Source organism: Pseudomonas sp. PA1(2017), from assembly GCF_001945375.1.
Lineage (GTDB): Bacteria > Pseudomonadota > Gammaproteobacteria > Pseudomonadales > Pseudomonadaceae > Aquipseudomonas.
In genome coordinates this window covers 201,408-219,654 of the sequence record NZ_MSXU01000001.1, presented here as the reverse complement: position 1 = coordinate 219,654, position 18,247 = coordinate 201,408, and the positions used below count along the sequence as shown (strand labels likewise).

The window sequence follows — 18,247 nt, the reverse complement described above, 5'->3', positions numbered from 1 at the left end:
GAAGGTATGAACAAGCAGTCGCATCCCGCCATACACGCCAGGACACTGGGCAAAGCCATCAGCCTGGGCCTGCTCGGCCTGTGCAGCGCGCTGCCAATCGGCGTCAGCACGGCCATGGCGCAAGACGCCTCCAGCGCGTTATTGCAGCAACAGCATACCTTCGACGTTCCCGCCCAGCCCCTGGCCGACGCCCTGATCGCCTTCGCCCAGCAGAGCGGCCTGCAAGTCAGCGCCGACCAGCAGTTGGTCGGCCACCTGCGCAGCAAGGCGATCAAAGGACAGATGAGCAGTGAACAGGCGCTGTCGCGCTTGCTGGAAGGCAGCGACATCGGTTGGGACTATCAGCAGGAACTGCTGACGTTCTTTCAGGTGGCCAGCCAGCAGGATGTGATGGAGCTGGGTAATACTGTCGTGCTCGCTGCAGCCAGCCAGAGCTTCATGGGCGAAACGGTGGTGGATCGACGGGCCATCGAAGCCTTTCCCGGCGCCAACGGCGATATCACCACACTGTTGCAGATGCACCCCAGCGTGCAATTCAGCAACACTCAGCAAAGCTCGAGCACACCCGGCGAAATCGACCCTGCCGATATCAGCATCAACGGCGCCGAGTTCTATCAGAACAGCTTCATGATCGACGGCGTGGGGATCAACAATGACATCGATCCGGGCCGTCACGACTGGAACACCATCGCCGATGCCAGGGGCACCCCCAGCCGCAGCCATGGAATTGCGCTGGATGCCGACCTGCTCGAAGAAGTGAGGGTCTACGACAGCAACGTACCGGCCGAATATGGCGGCTTCAATGGCGGCGTCATCAACGCGATCACCCGGCGCCCGACACAGGAGCTGCACGGCAAGCTGTCAGCCAGCATGAGCCGTTCGGCCTGGGCCAACTATCACATCAATGACGAAGACCGTGAGGGATTCGAAAACTCCACCACGGCTCAGGAACAGCCCGAGTTCGACAAATGGACCCTCAGGGGAACATTGGAAGGTCATCTCACCGAAAATTTCGGGGCTCTTTTCAATTTCTCGCGCAAGCACTCCACTATCCCGCTGAATGCCTACAGCAATGATTTCAACAGCGCAGGCGATACCAGCAAGAAAGACCAGACGCGGCAAATCGACAACTTCCTTCTCAAGACCTACTGGCAGGTCAATGACCGCCTGCAACTCGACGTATCGCTCACCCACGCCCCTCAGGAAAGCGAGTACTTCCGCGAAAACGCCAAGAACTCCGACTTTGTCCTGCTTCAAGGTGGCCAACAGGCATCCGTCAAAGCCACCTGGTTCGGCAATAACGCGACCTACACCCACAACCTTGCATACACCGATCTGCAAAGCTCGCGAGACAGCGACAGCAACGTCAGCAAGCAATGGCGATGGTCGAGCGAGAAGAACTGGGGTAACCCGCTCAGCAACACGAGCCTGAGCCGCGAGGGCAGCTTCGGCGATATCGAACAACGCCAGAAAAGCATGACCTACACCTTCAAAACCGATTGGGAGCCGATCCAGGCGCTGGGGGTCGAGCACAATTTCCAGGCCGGCCTGGAACTGGCCTATCAACAAGCCAATTACAAGCGCCCCGAAAGCGCAACGACCGCCGCCGCCTTGAGCACAGCGCCAGCCGGCACCAACAGCTGCAACTTCTCGAACGGAGAACTCGATAGCGAGTATTGCTCCATCGGCACCAACGTATCGGGCGTTCTTACCCGCCAGTATTTCCGTAGCCTGACGCACTATAACGCCGGGGAAATATCCATGGACGAGAAACGCTACGCCCTGTTCCTGCAGGATCGTATGCAGTGGGGGCGCCTGCAGTTGCGCCCTGGCATTCGCCTCGATGGCGATGACTACATGGAACAGAAGACCATCGCTCCGCGGTTCTCCGCCGACTACGACCTGTTCGGCGACTCAAGCACGGTACTGACGACAGGCTTCAACCGCTACTACGGGAGAACCATGTTCAAGTATCGCCTGGCAGATGGCCGTGAATCCCTGGAATATCGTCAGTCACGGCCGGTCGCGACAGGTAATGCTGTCAGCGAGTTCGGTGCGATCACCAGAGGGGTTGCCGATAGCAGCTCGTTCCGCAAGATCGATATCCCCTACAACGACGAATGGATGGTCGGTATCGCCCAACGCTGGCTAGATACCACCTTCGCACTCAAGTACGTGCGCCGTGAAGGCCGCGATCTGGTGGTCAGGACCCAGGGGGTTAACCTCGGCCTGCCAAGCGGTGATGGCGTCAATGAAAGCAGCACCTACACCGTGTACACCAACGCTGGTAGCAGCGAGACCGATGCGGTTTCGCTGACGATCACGCCGGACGCGGAGTTTCGCCTGCTCGGCACTCGCTCCAACGTACAGTTCGCTGCCGACTGGACACGCACCCAAAGCACGTTCAACTCCAATTACGACGTTTCGTTCTCACGCGATGAACTGAACGACGAACTGGTGATGTACGACGGTCAGCTCATGCGCTACAGCCAATTGCCGGCAGCCAACTTCAACCGCCCTTGGACGGCGCGGGTTACCACCATCACCCACGTACCGCAGGTGAACATGACGCTAAGCAACTTCCTGCGCTACCGAGCCGGGTATGAGCAGATCGTGGCAGACGGGACCATCGAGGTTGGGGGAACCACCTACGACAATTACAACTTCGGCGAGGTCAACGCGGCATTCACCTGGGACCTACGCGCCAAATGGGACATTCCGGTGGTGCGCGACCAGTCAGCCTTCATTGCCGTGGATGTGAAGAACGTCCTGGATGAAGTAGCCGAAATTTACAGCAGCTCTGGCTACAAGTACGAAATGGGCCGCCAATACTGGCTCGAAGTCGGCTACCAATTCTAAGAAGGCACGCGCCCATGCATCCCGTGAAATCGCTCTTCACGGCACTGGCAGCGCTGCTGCTCGGTGCCTGTGCGTCCCTGCCCGACGGCGATACGCCGCTGCAGTGGCACCCAATGGTCATTCGTGGCGAGCTGCCCAATGGCCTGCGCTACAACCTGATCCCCGTCGATGAGCAAAAAGGCCGGCTGGATATGCGCCTGACGGTGCACGCCGGCTCGGTGGACGAGGCCGACGATCAGGTTGGCGTCGCCCATCTGCTCGAGCACCTGGCCTTCTACAGCCACGGCGTTGAACCGCTCGATGTGCGCCAGCGCCTGCAAAAATCCGGCTGGCAGCAGGGCCGGCATTTCAATGCAGTGACCAGCTACGACCGCACCCAATACCTGCTCAGCCCGCCCAATGGAGTCGAGAGCAGCGAGCTGGCGCTACAGACCCTGGCCAACATGGCCTTCGCCGCCGACTTCACCGCGGAGGACCTGCAACGCGAGCGTCCCATCGTCATTGAGGAATGGCGCGGCGGCCTGGGTGTGGCCCAGCGCATGAACGCCAAGCGCACCGCTGCCCAGCGCACCGGCTCGCGTTACCCCGCGCACCGCACCATCGGCAACCGCAAGGCCATCGAGCAGGCGCAACTGGAGGCGCTGCAGGCCTTTCAGCAGCGCTGGTACCTGCCTAACAACATGGTGCTGAACGTCGTTGGCGACTTCGAGCCGCAGCAGCTGATCGCGCAGATCGAGCAGGCGTTCGCCAAGCCCCAACGCGGCGACGTGCCGAGTCGCGAGCACCTGGAGCTGCCACTGGACGACAGGCTGAAGGTGTTTCGCGTACAGGACAGCCAGAGCGGCAGCAACCAGGTTGCCCTGCTGTTTCGCTTCAGCCAGCTCGACAGTCGCGAACAGACCCGCGCCGCCAGCCGAGACCGGCTGATCGACCGCTTGGCCCTCAGCGTGCTGTCGCGTCAGTTGCGCCGCCAGCCATTGGATGAAACCCAGACTGGCAGCCTTACCGCCGTGAAGACCCAGATCGGCCGGCGCAGCGGCGTGCTGGCCGTGGCCGCCGCGGTCAAGGGGCAGCACCACGAGCAGTCGCTGCAGACGTTGCTGCGCGAGCTGCAGCGGATCGACCGCCATCCGCTGCACGAGGACGACGTGCAGGCCGTGAAGGACGATATCCGGCGCATCGCCGAACGCATGCTGAGCGATCCGGCACCACGTGACTTCGATGGCTGGGTGCGCCAGCTCAATGACGCGACCCTTGCCGAGCGGGTGCTGCAGGAACCCGCAGCCATCGCCCGCATCACTCTAAGCAACCTGGACACCATCGACGCAGACGACCTGCAGCAGCGCATCCGCAGCTGGCTGGCTAGCCCGGATCGGGTGCTGCAGCTCAGCGCGCCGGGTGGCATGGAACTGGAACTGCCCACGGCCGCCAGCGTGCTACAGCAATGGCAGATCCTGGCCGATACCGGGCTGGCCGCACCGCTGCCACCCGCTGCCCAGGCGGAGGTCGTGGCCCCCACACTGAGCAGCGCCTTGCCCGCGGGCCGCATTGTCGAGCGGCGCAGCTTCACTGCAGAAAAGGTCGAGCACTGGCAACTGAGCAACGGCGACCGCCTGGTATGGCTGCGCCGCCCCGGCGCCGACGGCAAGGTACAGTTGCGTGTCGATTCCAATGCCGGCTTTGGTTACCGGGGCGGGTTGCCCTGGCGCGCCCAGATCGCCAGCCAGTTGGCCCTGCAGACCGCACCGAGCGGCTGGAGCGATGAACAGCTGAGCGCCTGGACGAAGCGCGAAGGCGTGCAACTGTCCTTCGACCAGCAGGCCAGCCGCCTGCAAGCCCAGGGCAGCGCTGCACCACCGCAACTGGCAAGCCTGCTGGCCCTCTACCAGACGCGGCAGATGCGCACCACCCTGGACGAGCAGGCCTATCGCGACAGCGTCGAGCAATTGCGCGATCAGTTGCAGCGCCAGCGCGACAATGTGCGCAGCGAGCAGGACGCTACCTGGCGACGCTTGAAGCAGGGCCAGGACGACTGGCAGGCACCCACTGCCGAGGCGCTGAGCGCGTTGCGCCGCAGCCAGCTGGAGGCCGACTGGCAGCGCCAGGCCGCCGCCCCGGTAACCTATTACCTGATGGCCGACCTGCCCGAGGCCGAGCTACAGGCACTGGTCAGCCGCTACCTGGCCGCCATCCCGCGGGGCGAACCCTTGAACGCCACGCCACTGGCGCGCCTGCCCGGTCGGCGCCAGACCTCGCTGGCCATCGCCCTGGAGCCACGCGCCGGCCTGTATGCCAGCAGCTACAAGCCCCACACCTGGAACCCGGCCGATGCCGCGCGCATTGCCGCCCTGCGTGAAATCGCCAACGCCGAACTCAAGCAACGCTTGCGTGGCGATGCCACCGGCATCTACCGCCTGCGTTTCGACAGCGAACTGAGCCCGGAGCATCAGCGCATCGACAGCGAGCTGCATTTCAGCAGTGCCCCGCAACGGGCCGAGGAGCTCTGGCAACTGGCTCGGGAAACCCTGGCCGCGCTGCCGGAGGCGGTCACCGAACAGCGCGTGATGGCCCTGCGCCAGGAGCTGGCCCGCAAGGAAAACCAGCGTCGGGAAGACCCGGCCACCCAACTGCATCGGCTGGTGCTCAGTGAGCGAGCCTGGGGCGACCCGCGTTACCTCAGCGAACAGGAGCAGTTACCCGCAGCGCTGGAAACAGCGGCGATGAAGCGCCTGGCCCGGCAGATCTTCCCGCCGGACAACGAAGTACGCATGCAGGTACTACCCGCCGAGGGCGCCGGCTCGTGAATACCTTGCGACTGTTCTTCAAGCTGGCCAGGCCGTTCTGGTGCAGCCGCGCCGGCTGGTCGGGCTGGGCGCTACTGGCGCTGGCATTGGCTATGGGCGCCGGCCTGGTGCAGGTCAACGTGTACATCAACGAATGGAGCAAAGTCTTTTACGACACCCTGGCAACCTTCGACGGTAGCGCCCTGCTTGGCCTCATGGGCCAGTATGCAGTTGCCATCGGCGTGCTGATCGGCGCCATCGTCGCCAAGGACTGGTTCAACAAGGCGTTGGTGCTGCACTGGCGCCAGCACCTCAACGACCATCTACTGGAACGCTGGCTGGGCGAGCGCCGCTACTATCGCCTGGGCCTTGGCGGCGAGCCTGACCACCCGGATCAACGAATCGCCGAGGACGCCTACCTGTTGACCGAGAAGACCGTGGGCATCGTCGTCTCGCTGTTTATCAACAGCCTGCAGATCGGTGCCTTCGTCAGCATTCTCTGGCAATTGTCCGGTACCCAGACCTTCACCATCGCCGGTCATGCGCTGACCATCGACGGTTATCTGGTTTGGGCCGCGCTGCTCTACACCGCCGTCGGCACCCTGCTCACCCACTGGCTGGGACATCCGCTGCACGGCCTGAACTACGAACGCCAGCGCAGCGAGGCGGCCTTTCGTACCGACCTGATGCGCAAGCGCGAACATGCCGAGCAAATTGCTTTGTATGCCGGCGAAGGCGCCGAGCGGAAAAGTCTGGGGCTGCGCTTTGCGGCCATCGCCGACAATTGGCGCGGGCTGATGCGCCGGGAACTGAAGCTGGGGATCTTCACCGCGGGTTACAGCCGTATCAGCAATATCGTGCCGGTGTTTATCGCCCTGCCGCTGTTTCTCGCCAAAACCATCACCCTCGGCGGGCTGATGCAGATTCGCAGCGCTTTCACCGCCGTCCAGGGCTCGCTGAGCTGGTTCATCTTCTCCTACCGCGACCTGGCTGAATGGAGTGCCACGGTGCAGCGCCTCGGCCAGTTCCAGCAGGCCATGGAGCGCCTGCAGCCGATCGACCTTCACCACGGTGAAACCCTCAGCACCTGCGGGCTGGACGTGCTGCGGCCCAACGGCGAGCCGCTGCTGTGCGGCCTGGCACTGCAGGCGCGCCCCGGCGAATGGCTGCGCCTGGCCGGCGCCAGCGGCCTGGGCAAGACCACCCTGCTGCGTACCCTGATGGGCCTCTGGCCGCACCACCGTGGCAGTTGGCAACTGCCCGGCGGGCGCAGCCTGCTGCTGCCGCAAAAGCCCTACCTGGCCAGCGGCCGACTGGATGAAGCACTGGCCTACCCCGCGGCGCAGGTGCCGAACACCCTGGAATTGATTGGCGCCCTGCAGGATGTCGGCCTCGGCCATCTGGCCAGCGAACTGGAACGGGACGCCGAGTGGGGGCGTGAGCTTTCCGGCGGCGAACAGCAGCGCCTGGCCGTGGCCCGCGCGCTGCTCTACCGGCCCGATACCCTGTACCTCGACGAGGCCACCAACCAGCTCGACGAGCAGGCCGCCTGCGGGCTCCTCATGCGACTACGCGAGCGCCTGCCAGGCTGCACGCTGATCGGCGTCAGCCATCAACCGGCGGTGCAACGCCTGTACGAGCGCAGTATCGATTTGCAGGAGTGTGGGGCCGCATGCAAGCCATTGGTGCGGGACGCGACCACGGCCTAAGAGCCTGTTTATAATCTTTAAGCTCAGGTTCGGCGACTTTGGCGACTATAAGTGGAGGGAGCGGCCGTTCCGCCGCTTTGCTTTTTTGGTGCTCCTCATGCGACAAAATTAGCAGGCGACACCAATCGCCCCTTCAGGAGGCCGAGCGGAATCGTTGTGGAGAGGGTTGAGCGGCATGGATGCCGCGAGAGCCGCGATGGGCCAGGGATGGCCCTTTGCGGCGTGCCCTCGGAGCGATGATGGAGCGAGGGAATCCCAGCGAAACTGGGGCCGTATGTCGGGGCTAGACCTTTTGGTTTCTTTTGGGGCAATGCCAAAAGAAACCCGCTCGTCAGAGCGGAACCGAACGTATGAGCAACGCGATAACGATGGAAAACCATAGTTCACGCATCGCATGTCGGGCGTAAAGAGCTCGCGGCTAAAGCCGCTCCTACGCCATCGCTGAATGTCTACTCCTGCCTTGTAGTTGCCGCTTCATGCGCAGATAAGACTTTGAACAGGCGCTAAGAACCTGTTCAAAGTCTGCTGCGCGTCGGCACTGCGGATTGCCGGCCTCGCCGTGCGAGACCCGGTCAACGGAGAAGCGACTCGGCAGCGGGACCGGCGCCGAGTCGCGCAGCTTCAGCGAGCGTACTCGCCAGCGGCTTCGGGCTGGTATTCGACTGCCAGCAGGGTCAGCTTGAGTTCCTTGCCGCCTGGAGCCGGCCAGTCGATGTGCTGGCCGACGCTCAGGCCCAACAGGGCTGCGCCCACCGGGGCGAGGATCGATACCTTGCCCTCGCCGCCAGCATCCTGGGGATAGACCAGGGTCAGGTGGTAGTCCTTGCCACTTCCTTCCTCGCGGCAATGCACGCGCGAATTCATGGTCACCACGCCGGCCGGAATCTGGTCATGACCGACCACTTCGGCGCGATCCAGCTCGGCCTGCAGGGCCTCGGCGGTAGGGCCAAAATCATCGAGGTCATCGAGTAGCTGCTCGAGGCGCTGCAGATCGAGACGGGTAATGGTGATGGACGGTGTGCTGGCCATGGTGCGGGCATATCTCCTTTGCTGGACGCCAAAAAAGCAAAACCCCATCGAGACGACGGGGTTTTGCAGAAACTGTTTTGCAGAAGCTAGGCCGACCGTAACACAGCCACCCAAATAAACAAGAGCCGGGTCAGTCGAGGTTCAGACGCTGCTCGGCGAGGGCGCGGATGGCACGGCGGCGCTCGTCGCTGGCGTTGCCCCATTCGAGGATTTCCGCCAGCAGCCGCCCGCAGCCAAGGCAGCGCTCGGCCTCGTTCAGACAACAGCGCCGGCGGCAGGGCGAGGCCACCGCAACGGCGCCCGACGCCGGCTCATCGCTATCTTCAGATTTCATCGAACTCGAGTTCGGCGCCGGCCTGTTCGGCGACGATGCGCTCGAGCATTTCGCTCAGCAACTCATCGCTGCTGTCGCAGATCCAGCGCTGGTTGTCCTCGTCGTAATCGAAGTGGAAACCACCGGAGCGGGCCGCCAGCCACAGCTGACGCAGCGCCGGCTGGCGGCTGAAGATCAGTTGCGAGCCATTGTCGAAACGCACCGTCAGCACGCCCGCGGAGTTCTCCAGATCGATGTCCAGGTCGCTGTCGTCGAAGATGTCTTCCAGCGCCTGCTGCACCGCATCGACCAGGTCGTGGAAACGGGCTTCGCTCAAACTCATTGCACTTACCTCATGAAAAATTCTGCTGCATCGGACCGACGCAAAGCATGGGCGCGTCGTTGCCCGCACATGCCGGCAGGCCAGGGCAAAGGCCCGCCGGACGGGAACCCCGGCGCATAGGCAACATGCCGGGGGGTCGGTATACTCGGGGGCAATTATGCTTTATTACAAGGATTTGACCATGAAGCGGCTGCTCACTGCCCTCATCGCGCTCGTCGCCGTTACCACCCTGCTCGGCGGCTGCGGCCAGAAAGGCCCGCTGTACCTGCCGGATGATAACCAGTCCTCCGCCTCGCAAGACAGATAAGGGCCGCCCATGAACACCTTCGAATACCGCGACGGTTCGCTGTTCGCGGAAGGTGTGGCGTTGTCCGCCATTGCCCAGCGCTTCGGCACGCCCACCTACGTCTACTCGCGCGCTCATATCGAGGCACAGTACCGCGCCTACGCCGATGCGCTGGCCGGCATGCCGAATCTGGTGTGCTTCGCGGTCAAGGCCAACTCCAACATCGGCGTGCTGAACGTGCTGGCGCGCCTCGGCGCCGGCTTCGACATCGTTTCCAGCGGTGAGCTGGAGCGCGTGCTGGCGGCAGGTGGCGAGCCGAGCCGCATCGTCTTCTCCGGTGTCGGCAAGAGCCGCGACGACATGCGCCGCGCCCTGGAAGTCGGCGTGCACTGCTTCAACGTCGAGTCCAGCGTCGAGCTGGAGCGTCTGCAGAAGGTCGCCGCCGAGATGGACGTCAAGGCGCCCGTCTCGCTGCGCGTCAACCCGGACGTGGACGCCGGCACCCACCCGTACATCTCCACCGGTCTCAAGGAAAACAAGTTCGGTATCGACATCGAGCAGGCCGAGGCGGTCTACGCCCGCGCCGCCGAGCTGCCGAACATCGAAGTGATCGGCGTCGACTGCCACATCGGCTCGCAGCTGACCACCCTCGAACCCTTCCTCGATGCTCTGGATCGCCTGCTGCTGCTGGTCGACAAACTGGCCGCGCGCGGCATCGTCATCAAGCACCTGGACCTGGGCGGCGGCCTGGGTGTGCAATACCGCGACGAGCAACCGCCGCAGGTCGGCGACTACATCGCTGCCGTACGCCAGCGCCTGGCAGGCCGTGACCTGGCCCTGGTGTTCGAGCCGGGCCGTTTCATCGTCGCCAATGGCGGCGTGCTGCTGACCCAGGTGGAATACCTCAAGCACACCGAACACAAGGACTTCGCCATCGTCGATGCGGCGATGAACGACCTGATCCGCCCGGCCCTCTACCAGGCCTGGATGGAAGTCTCGGCGGTGCAGCCCCGTGATGGCGAAGCGCGCCATTACGACCTGGTCGGGCCGATCTGCGAGACCGGCGACTTCCTGGCCAAGGATCGTCAGCTGATGCTCGAAGAAGGCGACCTGCTGGCGGTTCGTTCGGCCGGTGCCTACGGCTTCGTGATGAGCTCCAACTACAACACCCGCGGCCGTGCCGCCGAGGTGATGGTGGACGGCGAGCAGGCTTACGAAGTGCGTCGCCGCGAAACCCTGGACGAGCTCTTCGCGGGCGAAAGCCGCCTGCCGGAGTGATGCCCATGTTATTGCGCTTTACCAAGATGCATGGCCTGGGCAACGACTTCATGGTCCTCGACCTGGTCAGCCAGCATGCCCACATCCAGCCCAAGCACGCCAAGCAGTGGGGCGACCGGCACACCGGCATCGGCTTCGATCAGCTGTTGCTGGTCGAGCCGCCACAGCACCCGGACGTGGATTTTCGCTACCGCATCTTCAACGCCGACGGCAGCGAAGTGGAACAGTGCGGCAATGGCGCGCGCTGCTTCGCCCGCTTCGTGCTGGACAAGCGCCTGACGGTGAAGAAGAACATCCGCGTGGAAACCAAGGGCGGCATCATCGAGCTCAACGTGCGTGCCGATGGCTTGATCACCGTGGACATGGGCGCACCACGCCTGGCACCCGAGCAGATCCCCTTCCAGGCCGATGCCGAAGCGCTTAGCTATGCCGTCGAGGTGGATGGCAGGAGCCATGAGCTGGCCGCGGTATCCATGGGCAACCCCCATGCGGTGCTGCGTGTCGATGATGTCGACGGCGCGCCGGTGCACGAACTGGGCGCGAAGCTGGAACACCATCCGCGCTTTCCGCAGCGGGTCAACGTCGGCTTCCTGCAGGTGATCGACCGTCAGCGTGGCCGCCTGCGCGTCTGGGAACGCGGCGCTGGGGAAACCCAGGCCTGCGGCACCGGCGCCTGCGCCGCCGCCGTCGCGGCGATCCGCCAGGGCTGGATGGACTCGCCCGTACAGCTGGAGCTGCCTGGCGGCAAGCTGCACATCGAGTGGGCAGGCCCCGGCCAGCCCGTTATGATGACCGGCCCCGCCGTGCGCGTGTACGAAGGACAGGTTCGCCTATGACTGACCAGCAGGATTCGCCCAAGCCCCTGGACTCGGAAACGGTCGCCGCCTACCTGCGCCTGCACCCCGAGTTCTTCATCGACCACGACGAGCTGATTCCCGAGCTGCGCATTCCGCACCAGCGTGGCGATACCGTGTCGCTGGTCGAGCGTCAGGTCAAACTGCTGCGCGAGCGCAACATCGAAATGCGCCAGCGCCTGTCGCACCTGATGGACGTGGCCCGCGACAATGACCGGCTGTTCGACAAGACCCGCCGCCTGGTGCTAGACCTGATGGACGCCAGCAGCCTCGAGGAAGTGGTCAGCTGCGTGGAAGACAGCCTGCGCCGTGAATTCCAGGTGCCGTTCGTGGGCCTGATCCTGTTCAGCGATACGCCGCTGCCGGTCGGCCGTAGCGTCAGCAGCGCCGAGGCGCACCAGGCCATCGGCGGTCTGCTGGCCGGCGGCAAGACAATCTGCGGCGTGCTGCGCGAGCACGAGCTGAATTTCCTGTTCGGCGAAGCCGGTGCCGACGTTGGCTCCGCAGCGGTGGTGGGCCTGTCCCATCAAGGGCTGCACGGCGTGCTGGCGATCGGCAGTGCCGATGCGCAGCACTACAAGAGCTCGCTGGGCACGCTGTTCCTCGGTTACATCGCCGAAGTGCTGTCGCGCGTGCTGCCACGTTTCTCCGCGCCGCTGCGCTCGGTCAGGTAACGCGCCGTCCACAAGGGCGCAGGCATTGCGCCCTCTCGTCACGGAGCCGCCCATTGATGCTTGCCGCCCACCTGGATGCCTACCTCGAACACCTGCGCAGCGAACGGCAGGTGTCGGCCCATACCCTGGATGGCTATCGCCGCGACCTCACCAAGCTGCTCACCTATTGCGAGCGCGAAGGCCTGGCCGACTGGGCGGCGCTCGACATTGCCCGTCTGCGCCGTCAGGTCGCGCGCCTGCACAAAGACGGCCAGTCAGCGCGCAGCCTGGCGCGCCTGCTCTCGGCGACCCGCGGCCTATACCGCTATCTGATTCGCGAAGGCCATTGCCGCCACGACCCGGCAACCGGCCTGACCCCGCCCAAGGGCGAACGCAAGCTGCCCCGGGTGCTGGACGTGGACCGCGCCACCCAGTTGCTCGACGGCGCCCAGGAAGACGACTTCATCGCCCGCCGCGATCACGCCATGCTCGAGCTGTTCTATTCGTCTGGTTTGCGCCTGTCGGAGCTGGTGGCGCTGAACCTCGACTGGCTCGATCTACCCGCCGGTCTGGTGCGCGTCACCGGCAAGGGCAGCAAGGTGCGCGAGCTGCCAGTGGGCAGCAAGGCCCGTGAAGCCCTGCAGCAATGGCTGCCGCTGCGGGCACTGGCCAACCCGGCCGATGGCGCGGTATTCATCAGCCGCCAGGGCCGGCGCATCGGCGCCCGCGCCGTGCAGTTGCGGGTGCGCCAGGCGGGCGTCAGCGAACTCGGCCAGCACATTCATCCGCACATGCTGCGCCACTCGTTCGCCAGCCATATGCTCGAATCGTCCCAGGATCTGCGCGCGGTGCAGGAGCTGCTTGGCCACGCCGATATCGCCACCACGCAGGTCTATACCCATCTGGACTTCCAGCACCTGAGCAAGGTCTACGACAGTGCTCACCCACGGGCCAAGCGCCGCAAGGAACAGGATTCATGAGCATTCGCCTGATCACCTTCGACCTCGACGATACGCTGTGGGACAACCGCCCGGTGATTCTCGGTGCCGAAGCCGCCATGCGTGACTGGATCAGCGTCCATGCACCGCGTCTGGCGAGCCAGCCGGTGGATCACCTGGGCCAGGTTCGCGGTCGTCTGCTGGAGGTCGAACCCAACCTGAAATACCGCCTCAGCGAGCTGCGCCGACGCACCCTGCGCCATGCACTGGAGGGCGTCGGCCATGCCCCCGAGGAAGCCGCGCAGTTGGCCGAGGCCGCCTTCCAGGCGATGCTCGAAGCGCGCCACGCCATCACCTTCTTCAGCGACACCGTCACCACCCTGGAGCTGCTGGCCAATCAATACAGCCTGGGCGTGATCACCAACGGCAATGCCGACGTGCGTCGCCTGGGCCTGGCGGACTACTTCAGTTTCATCCTCTGCGCCGAAGAACTGGGCGTCGGCAAACCCGATCGCAGGCCGTTCGAGGAGGCCCTTGCCCGCTCCGGCATGCAGGCCGAGCAGGCGGTGCATATCGGCGACCACCCCGGCGACGATATCGCCGGGGCGCAGGCGGCTGGGTGGCGTGCGGTTTGGTTCAACCCCGAGGGCAAGGCCTGGGCCGGTGAGAAAGAAGCCGACGCGCAGATCCGTAGCCTGGGTGAGCTGCCGGCGCTGCTGCAGCGCTGGGCCTCGATGACTTGAGAAGAGTTGGACAAAGCACAATCGACTGATTTCGGCACTGATGTGCACCGGGTCGTAGAGCCTGCGTAAAGGTGCTGTGACGGGAGACAAATTCGTGAGAGCGGCTTCTGTTGAAGAGACCGAAAGCCTCGCGACTGAAGCCGCTCCCACATCGTCTGCTCGATCAGCTCGTGTTTTCGCTAAATATGACAGCCGCCACAAACGCAAAAGCCCGCCTGATAGAGGCGGGCTTTTGCATTCAAATCCAGCGTTCGCGTCAGATGGGGCGACTGCCGTACTTGCTGTCAGGCTTCTTGGGCGGGTCGGAAACGACGTTGGGCTCCACTTCCTGAACCTTGCCACCACGGGACAAGAACTCTTCCATGGCGCGCGCCAGCGCATCGCGTTCCTTCTGCTTGGCTTCTACGCTCGGCAGCTCCTCGACTTCAACGGCCTTCTTGGCTTTGCCCTTGGCGGGCGCTGCACTATCGGACTCGCTGTCGTCATCGGCGACATCCCCATCAGCAGCCGCCAGCTCCTCGCCGTCGTCCTCGTCTGCGCCTTCCAGTTCGTCTTGTTCCAGTTCTTCGTCGCTCATGTTCAGCCTCATGACTTGCGAAAAGCAGGTTAGTTATAGCCCAGTCGTACGACGTTGCCGAACGCCTGGAAAAAATTCAATTTGCCGTACCTTGCAAGGTTGCCAGCACACGGCGGGCGCCACCGTGTTCGCGGTGTTCGCCCAGGTAAATCCCTTGCCAGGTGCCCAGCGCCAAGCGTCCGTTACTCACTGGCAGCTGCAACTGAACGCCGAGCAGGCTCGACTTGAAATGCGCTGGCAGATCGTCCGGGCCTTCGTCACAGTGCTCGTAACCTGTCGCATCCTGGGGCACGAGGCGGCCAAAGAAACGCTCGAAGTCACGACGCACTGCCGGGTCGGCATTCTCGTTGACGGTTAACGACGCCGACGTGTGTTGCAGCCACAGGTGTAACAGACCCACCCTGTAGCTCGCCAGTTCCGGTAATGCATCCAGCAGTTCATCGGTCACCAGGTGGAAGCCTCGTGCCCTTGGCCGCAGGGTGATCAGCCGTTGCTGCCACATGCTCGTCGCCCTCGTTTTTCAACGCGCGCATTCTAGCGTGCCGGAAAAAAAAGCAAAGGGCGCCTGAGCGCCCTTTTGCCGGTATTGACCATCATTTTTACTGATGATGGTCGGCGCCCTGCGCCTCCCCCATCATTTCTTGCCGGTGAACTCGGGATAGGCTTCCATCCCGCACTCGACCAGGTCGACGCCGTCGTACTCTTCTTCCTCGGAAACCCGCAGGCCGACGACTGCCTTGATGATGCTCCAGACGATCAGGCTGGCGATGAACACCCAGGCGAAGATGCAGGCGATACCCAGCAGCTGAGCGCCCAGGCTGGATTCGGGGTTGGTCAGGCAGACCGCCAGGGTGCCCCAGATACCCGCCGCACCATGCACGGAGATGGCACCGACCGGGTCATCGATCTTGATCTTGTCGAAACCGAGGATGGCGAACACCACCAGCACGCCACCCACGCCGCCGATCAGGGTGGCCTGCAGCGCGGTCGGGGTCAGCGGCTCGGCGGTGATCGACACCAGGCCGGCGAGCGCACCGTTGATGGCCATGGTCAGGTCCGCCTTGCCGAACAGGATGCGTGCGACGATCAGCGCGGCGATCAGGCCACCGGCTGCGGCCATGTTGGTATTGACGAACACCTGGGCCACGGCGTTGGCGTCTTCGATGGTGCTCATCTTCAGCTGCGAGCCACCGTTGAAGCCGAACCAGCCCATCCACAAGATGAACATGCCCAGGGTCGCCAGCGGCAGATTGGCACCCGGAATGGCGTTTACCTGGCCATTGGCGCCGTACTTGCCCTTGCGCGCACCGAGCAGGATCACCCCGGCCAGAGCAGCCGCGGCGCCAGCCATGTGCACCACGCTGGAGCCGGCGAAATCGAGGAAACCGGCGGCGTCGAGGAAGCCACCGCCCCATTTCCAGAAGCCCTGGATCGGGTAGATGACCGCGGTCATCACCACCGCGAAGGCGATGAACGACCAGAGCTTCATGCGCTCGGCCACCGCGCCGGAGACGATCGACATGCAGGTGGCGGCGAACACGATCTGGAAGAAGAAGTCCGAGCGGGCTGCGTAGTACGGGGCATCTTCGCCACCAGCCAGTACCGACTCGACGGTGTTTTCGTCACCGATCAGAAAACCGAAGCTCGGCACAATGCCGCCCTCGGGGCTGGAATACATGATGTAGTAGCCGATCAGCAGATACATGATGCAGGCGATGGCGAACAGCGCCACGTTCTTGGCGAGAATCTCGGTGGTGTTCTTGGCTCGCACCAGGCCTGCTTCGAGCATGGCGAAGCCGGCGGCCATCCACATGACGAGAGCGCCACAGATCAGGAAGTAGAAGGTATCGAAACCGTACTGCAGAGCAGTCAGTGCTGTGTTGTCCATTTTTATTCACCTCTGGCCGTTGCGCACGGGCGTGCGCTGTGCGGTCGAGGCGCCCGGGTTGGCTCCGGGCGCACTCCGTGTGCTGTCGGCCCGCCACAGAAAGCGGGCCGCTGGTACTTACAGGATGTAACCGCGCTCGTTGTGCTGAGCCAGGTCGAGGCCGACCGACTCTTCTTCTTCGGTGACACGCAGGCCCATCACGGCATCGATGACCTTGAGGATCACGAAGGTGACGATGGCGGTGTAAATCACAGTGACGGCTACGCCCTTGAACTGGATCCACAGTTGCAGGCCGATGTTCTCGACCTCACCGAAGCCACCCAGGGCTGGTGCTGCGAACACACCGGTCAGCAGCGCGCCGACGATGCCACCCACGCCGTGCACGCCGAACACGTCCAGCGAGTCGTCGTAGCCCAGCTTGCGCTTGAGGCTGGTGGCGCAGAAGAAGCAGATCACGCCGGAAGCCAGGCCGATGATCATCGCGCCCATCGGGCCGACGGTGCCGGCAGCCGGGGTGATGGCGACCAGGCCGGCGACCACACCCGAGGCAATGCCCAGTGCACTGGGTTTGCCGTGAGCGACCCACTCGGCGAACATCCAGGCCAGCGCCGCGGCGGCAGTGGCGATCTGGGTGACCAGCATGGCCATGCCAGCGGTCTGGTCAGCGGCGGCAGCGGAGCCGGCGTTGAAGCCGAACCAGCCGACCCACAGCATCGCTGCACCGATCAGGGTGTAACCCAGGTTGTGCGGCGCCATGGCCACGCTCGGGAAGCCCTTGCGCTTGCCGAGCACGATGCACGCTACCAGGCCGGCGATACCGGCGTTGATGTGCACCACGGTGCCGCCAGCGAAGTCGAGCACGCCCCAGTCCCACATCAGCGCACCGTCGCCGCCCCAGACCATGTGCGCGATCGGCGCGTAGACCAGGGTGAACCAAACGGTCATGAACACCAGCATCGCGGAGAACTTCATGCGCTCGGCGAAGGCACCGACGATCAGCGCCGGGGTGATGATGGCGAAGGTCATCTGGAAGGTGATGAATACGCTTTCCGGGAATGCCGAGGTCAGCGATTCCTTGGTCAGGTTGCCGAGGAACATGTTGCCCAGGCCGCCGACGAAGGAGCTGAAGTTGGTGACACCGGCTTCCATCCCGGTGGTATCGAACGCCAGGCTGTAGCCGTAGGCGAACCACAGCAGGCTCATCAGCGCGGTGATGGCGAAGCACTGCATCATGACCGACAGCACGTTCTTGGAACGCACCATGCCGGCGTAGAACAGCGCCAGGCCCGGAATGGTCATGAACAGCACCAGGGCGGTGGCGGTCAGCATCCAGGCCGTGTCACCGGAATTAAGCGTTTTCTCCTGAGCCATGACCAGGCCTGGGAAAAACAGGGACGAAAGGGCTCCAAGCCCTGCGATTTTTCGCAGAGTCATGATTTAACTCCTGGGACGATTTTGGGGGGTGGGGGCGGAGCTTTAGATCGCGTCGGTATCGGTTTCGCCGGTACGGATGCGGATCGCCTGTTCCAGGTTTACGACGAAAATCTTGCCGTCACCGATCTTGCCGGTGTTGGCGGCCTTGGTGATGGCCTCGATGACGCGGTCCAGCTGATCGTCGGCAATGGCGACGTCGATCTTCACCTTGGGCAGGAAATCGACGACATATTCAGCGCCGCGGTACAGCTCGGTGTGGCCCTTCTGGCGGCCGAAGCCTTTCACTTCGGTGACGGTGATGCCTTGCACACCGATTTCCGACAGCGATTCGCGGACGTCGTCCAGCTTGAACGGCTTGATGATGGCAGTGACTAGTTTCATGAAACTCTCTCCCGTGTAAGGTGGACTTGCCCCAGGAATTGTTACCCCGGCTCAAGTCTAAGCTCAGTGTCTGGCTTTTGTATGCATCGGTTGCCAAGACGGGCTGACCAACTGCTCGCGGCGAACCCTTCCCGCCCGTTCGTGACAACCGAACCGCATCGGTGCATGGGTCATGAGCG

The 18,247-nt window shown here is 63.6% G+C and carries 17 protein-coding genes; 9 read left to right on the top strand and 8 right to left on the bottom strand.

The window, feature by feature from the left end:
- Nucleotides 1–6: 6 nt before the first annotated feature.
- The 3 genes from BVH01_RS00975 to BVH01_RS00965 are packed head-to-tail and all read left to right on the top strand — an operon-like array spanning nt 7 to nt 7,351.
- Nucleotides 7–2,859: a TonB-dependent receptor gene (locus tag BVH01_RS00975; RefSeq protein WP_083659403.1), complete on the top strand. Its 2,853-nt coding sequence runs from the start codon at nt 7–9 to the stop codon at nt 2,857–2,859.
- A 14-nt stretch (nt 2,860–2,873) separates the two neighbouring features.
- On the top strand, nt 2,874–5,663 hold the full coding sequence (locus BVH01_RS00970) for a M16 family metallopeptidase (RefSeq protein ID WP_075928543.1): 2,790 nt from the start codon (nt 2,874–2,876) through the stop codon (nt 5,661–5,663).
- On the top strand, nt 5,660–7,351 hold the full coding sequence (locus BVH01_RS00965) for an ABC transporter ATP-binding protein/permease (protein WP_075928542.1): 1,692 nt from the start codon (nt 5,660–5,662) through the stop codon (nt 7,349–7,351). Before BVH01_RS00970 ends, BVH01_RS00965 begins: the two co-directional genes overlap by 4 nt.
- A 621-nt stretch (nt 7,352–7,972) precedes the next feature.
- Here the strand turns inward: BVH01_RS00965 and rnk are convergent.
- The 3 genes from rnk to cyaY form a co-directional block, all read right to left on the bottom strand.
- Nucleotides 7,973–8,380 carry a nucleoside diphosphate kinase regulator gene (rnk, locus tag BVH01_RS00960; RefSeq protein ID WP_075928541.1) on the bottom strand — a complete coding sequence of 136 codons (408 nt, stop codon included), beginning with the start codon at nt 8,378–8,380 and terminating at the stop codon, nt 7,973–7,975.
- Nucleotides 8,381–8,510: 130 nt separating this feature from the next.
- Nucleotides 8,511–8,714 (bottom strand): DUF1289 domain-containing protein, encoded by a 204-nt coding sequence (locus BVH01_RS00955; protein WP_075928540.1) that lies wholly within the window; start codon nt 8,712–8,714, stop codon nt 8,511–8,513.
- Nucleotides 8,704–9,036, bottom strand: coding sequence for an iron donor protein CyaY (gene cyaY / locus BVH01_RS00950; RefSeq protein WP_027903921.1), 333 nt, complete (start codon nt 9,034–9,036; stop codon nt 8,704–8,706). The genes BVH01_RS00955 and cyaY overlap by 11 nt, the downstream gene beginning before the upstream one ends.
- A 181-nt stretch (nt 9,037–9,217) precedes the next feature.
- Between cyaY and BVH01_RS00945 the strand changes: the two genes are divergently transcribed.
- Genes BVH01_RS00945 through BVH01_RS00920 form a run of 6 tightly spaced genes read left to right on the top strand, consistent with a single transcriptional unit; the run spans nt 9,218 to nt 13,788 of the window.
- Nucleotides 9,218–9,343 (top strand): lipoprotein, encoded by a 126-nt coding sequence (locus BVH01_RS00945; RefSeq protein WP_075928539.1) that lies wholly within the window; start codon nt 9,218–9,220, stop codon nt 9,341–9,343.
- A gap of 9 nt (nt 9,344–9,352) precedes the next feature.
- Nucleotides 9,353–10,600, top strand: a complete 1,248-nt coding sequence (gene lysA / locus BVH01_RS00940; protein WP_075928538.1) for a diaminopimelate decarboxylase — start codon at nt 9,353–9,355, stop codon at nt 10,598–10,600.
- Nucleotides 10,601–10,605: 5 nt separating this feature from the next.
- Entirely contained in the window at nt 10,606–11,436 is an 831-nt protein-coding gene (gene dapF / locus BVH01_RS00935; RefSeq protein WP_075928537.1) for a diaminopimelate epimerase, read from the top strand.
- A complete protein-coding gene (locus tag BVH01_RS00930) occupies nt 11,433–12,128 on the top strand; it encodes a DUF484 family protein (protein ID WP_075928536.1) in 696 nt (231 codons plus the stop codon). Before dapF ends, BVH01_RS00930 begins: the two co-directional genes overlap by 4 nt.
- Nucleotides 12,129–12,184: 56 nt before the next feature.
- Complete coding sequence (xerC, locus tag BVH01_RS00925) at nt 12,185–13,087, top strand: tyrosine recombinase XerC (protein WP_075928535.1); 903 nt, start codon at nt 12,185–12,187, stop codon at nt 13,085–13,087.
- Nucleotides 13,084–13,788: an HAD family hydrolase gene (locus tag BVH01_RS00920; protein ID WP_075928534.1), complete on the top strand. Its 705-nt coding sequence runs from the start codon at nt 13,084–13,086 to the stop codon at nt 13,786–13,788. The genes xerC and BVH01_RS00920 overlap by 4 nt, the downstream gene beginning before the upstream one ends.
- 256 nt (nt 13,789–14,044) lie before the next feature.
- Here BVH01_RS00920 and sutA read toward each other — a convergent pair whose 3' ends face one another.
- The 5 genes from sutA to glnK form a co-directional block, all read right to left on the bottom strand.
- Nucleotides 14,045–14,365 carry a transcriptional regulator SutA gene (sutA, locus tag BVH01_RS00915; RefSeq protein ID WP_070885922.1) on the bottom strand — a complete coding sequence of 107 codons (321 nt, stop codon included), beginning with the start codon at nt 14,363–14,365 and terminating at the stop codon, nt 14,045–14,047.
- Nucleotides 14,366–14,441: 76 nt separating this feature from the next.
- The gene (locus BVH01_RS00910; RefSeq protein WP_075928533.1) at nt 14,442–14,867 is read right to left on the bottom strand and encodes a secondary thiamine-phosphate synthase enzyme YjbQ; all 426 of its coding nucleotides are present in this window, start codon (nt 14,865–14,867) and stop codon (nt 14,442–14,444) included.
- A gap of 132 nt (nt 14,868–14,999) precedes the next feature.
- A complete protein-coding gene (locus BVH01_RS00905; RefSeq protein WP_075928532.1) occupies nt 15,000–16,253 on the bottom strand; it encodes an ammonium transporter in 1,254 nt (417 codons plus the stop codon).
- A 117-nt stretch (nt 16,254–16,370) separates the two neighbouring features.
- Nucleotides 16,371–17,687: an ammonium transporter gene (locus BVH01_RS00900; RefSeq protein WP_075928531.1), complete on the bottom strand. Its 1,317-nt coding sequence runs from the start codon at nt 17,685–17,687 to the stop codon at nt 16,371–16,373.
- Between the two features lie 42 nt (nt 17,688–17,729).
- Complete coding sequence (gene glnK / locus BVH01_RS00895; protein ID WP_003096476.1) at nt 17,730–18,068, bottom strand: P-II family nitrogen regulator; 339 nt, start codon at nt 18,066–18,068, stop codon at nt 17,730–17,732.
- Nucleotides 18,069–18,247 lie beyond the last annotated feature (179 nt).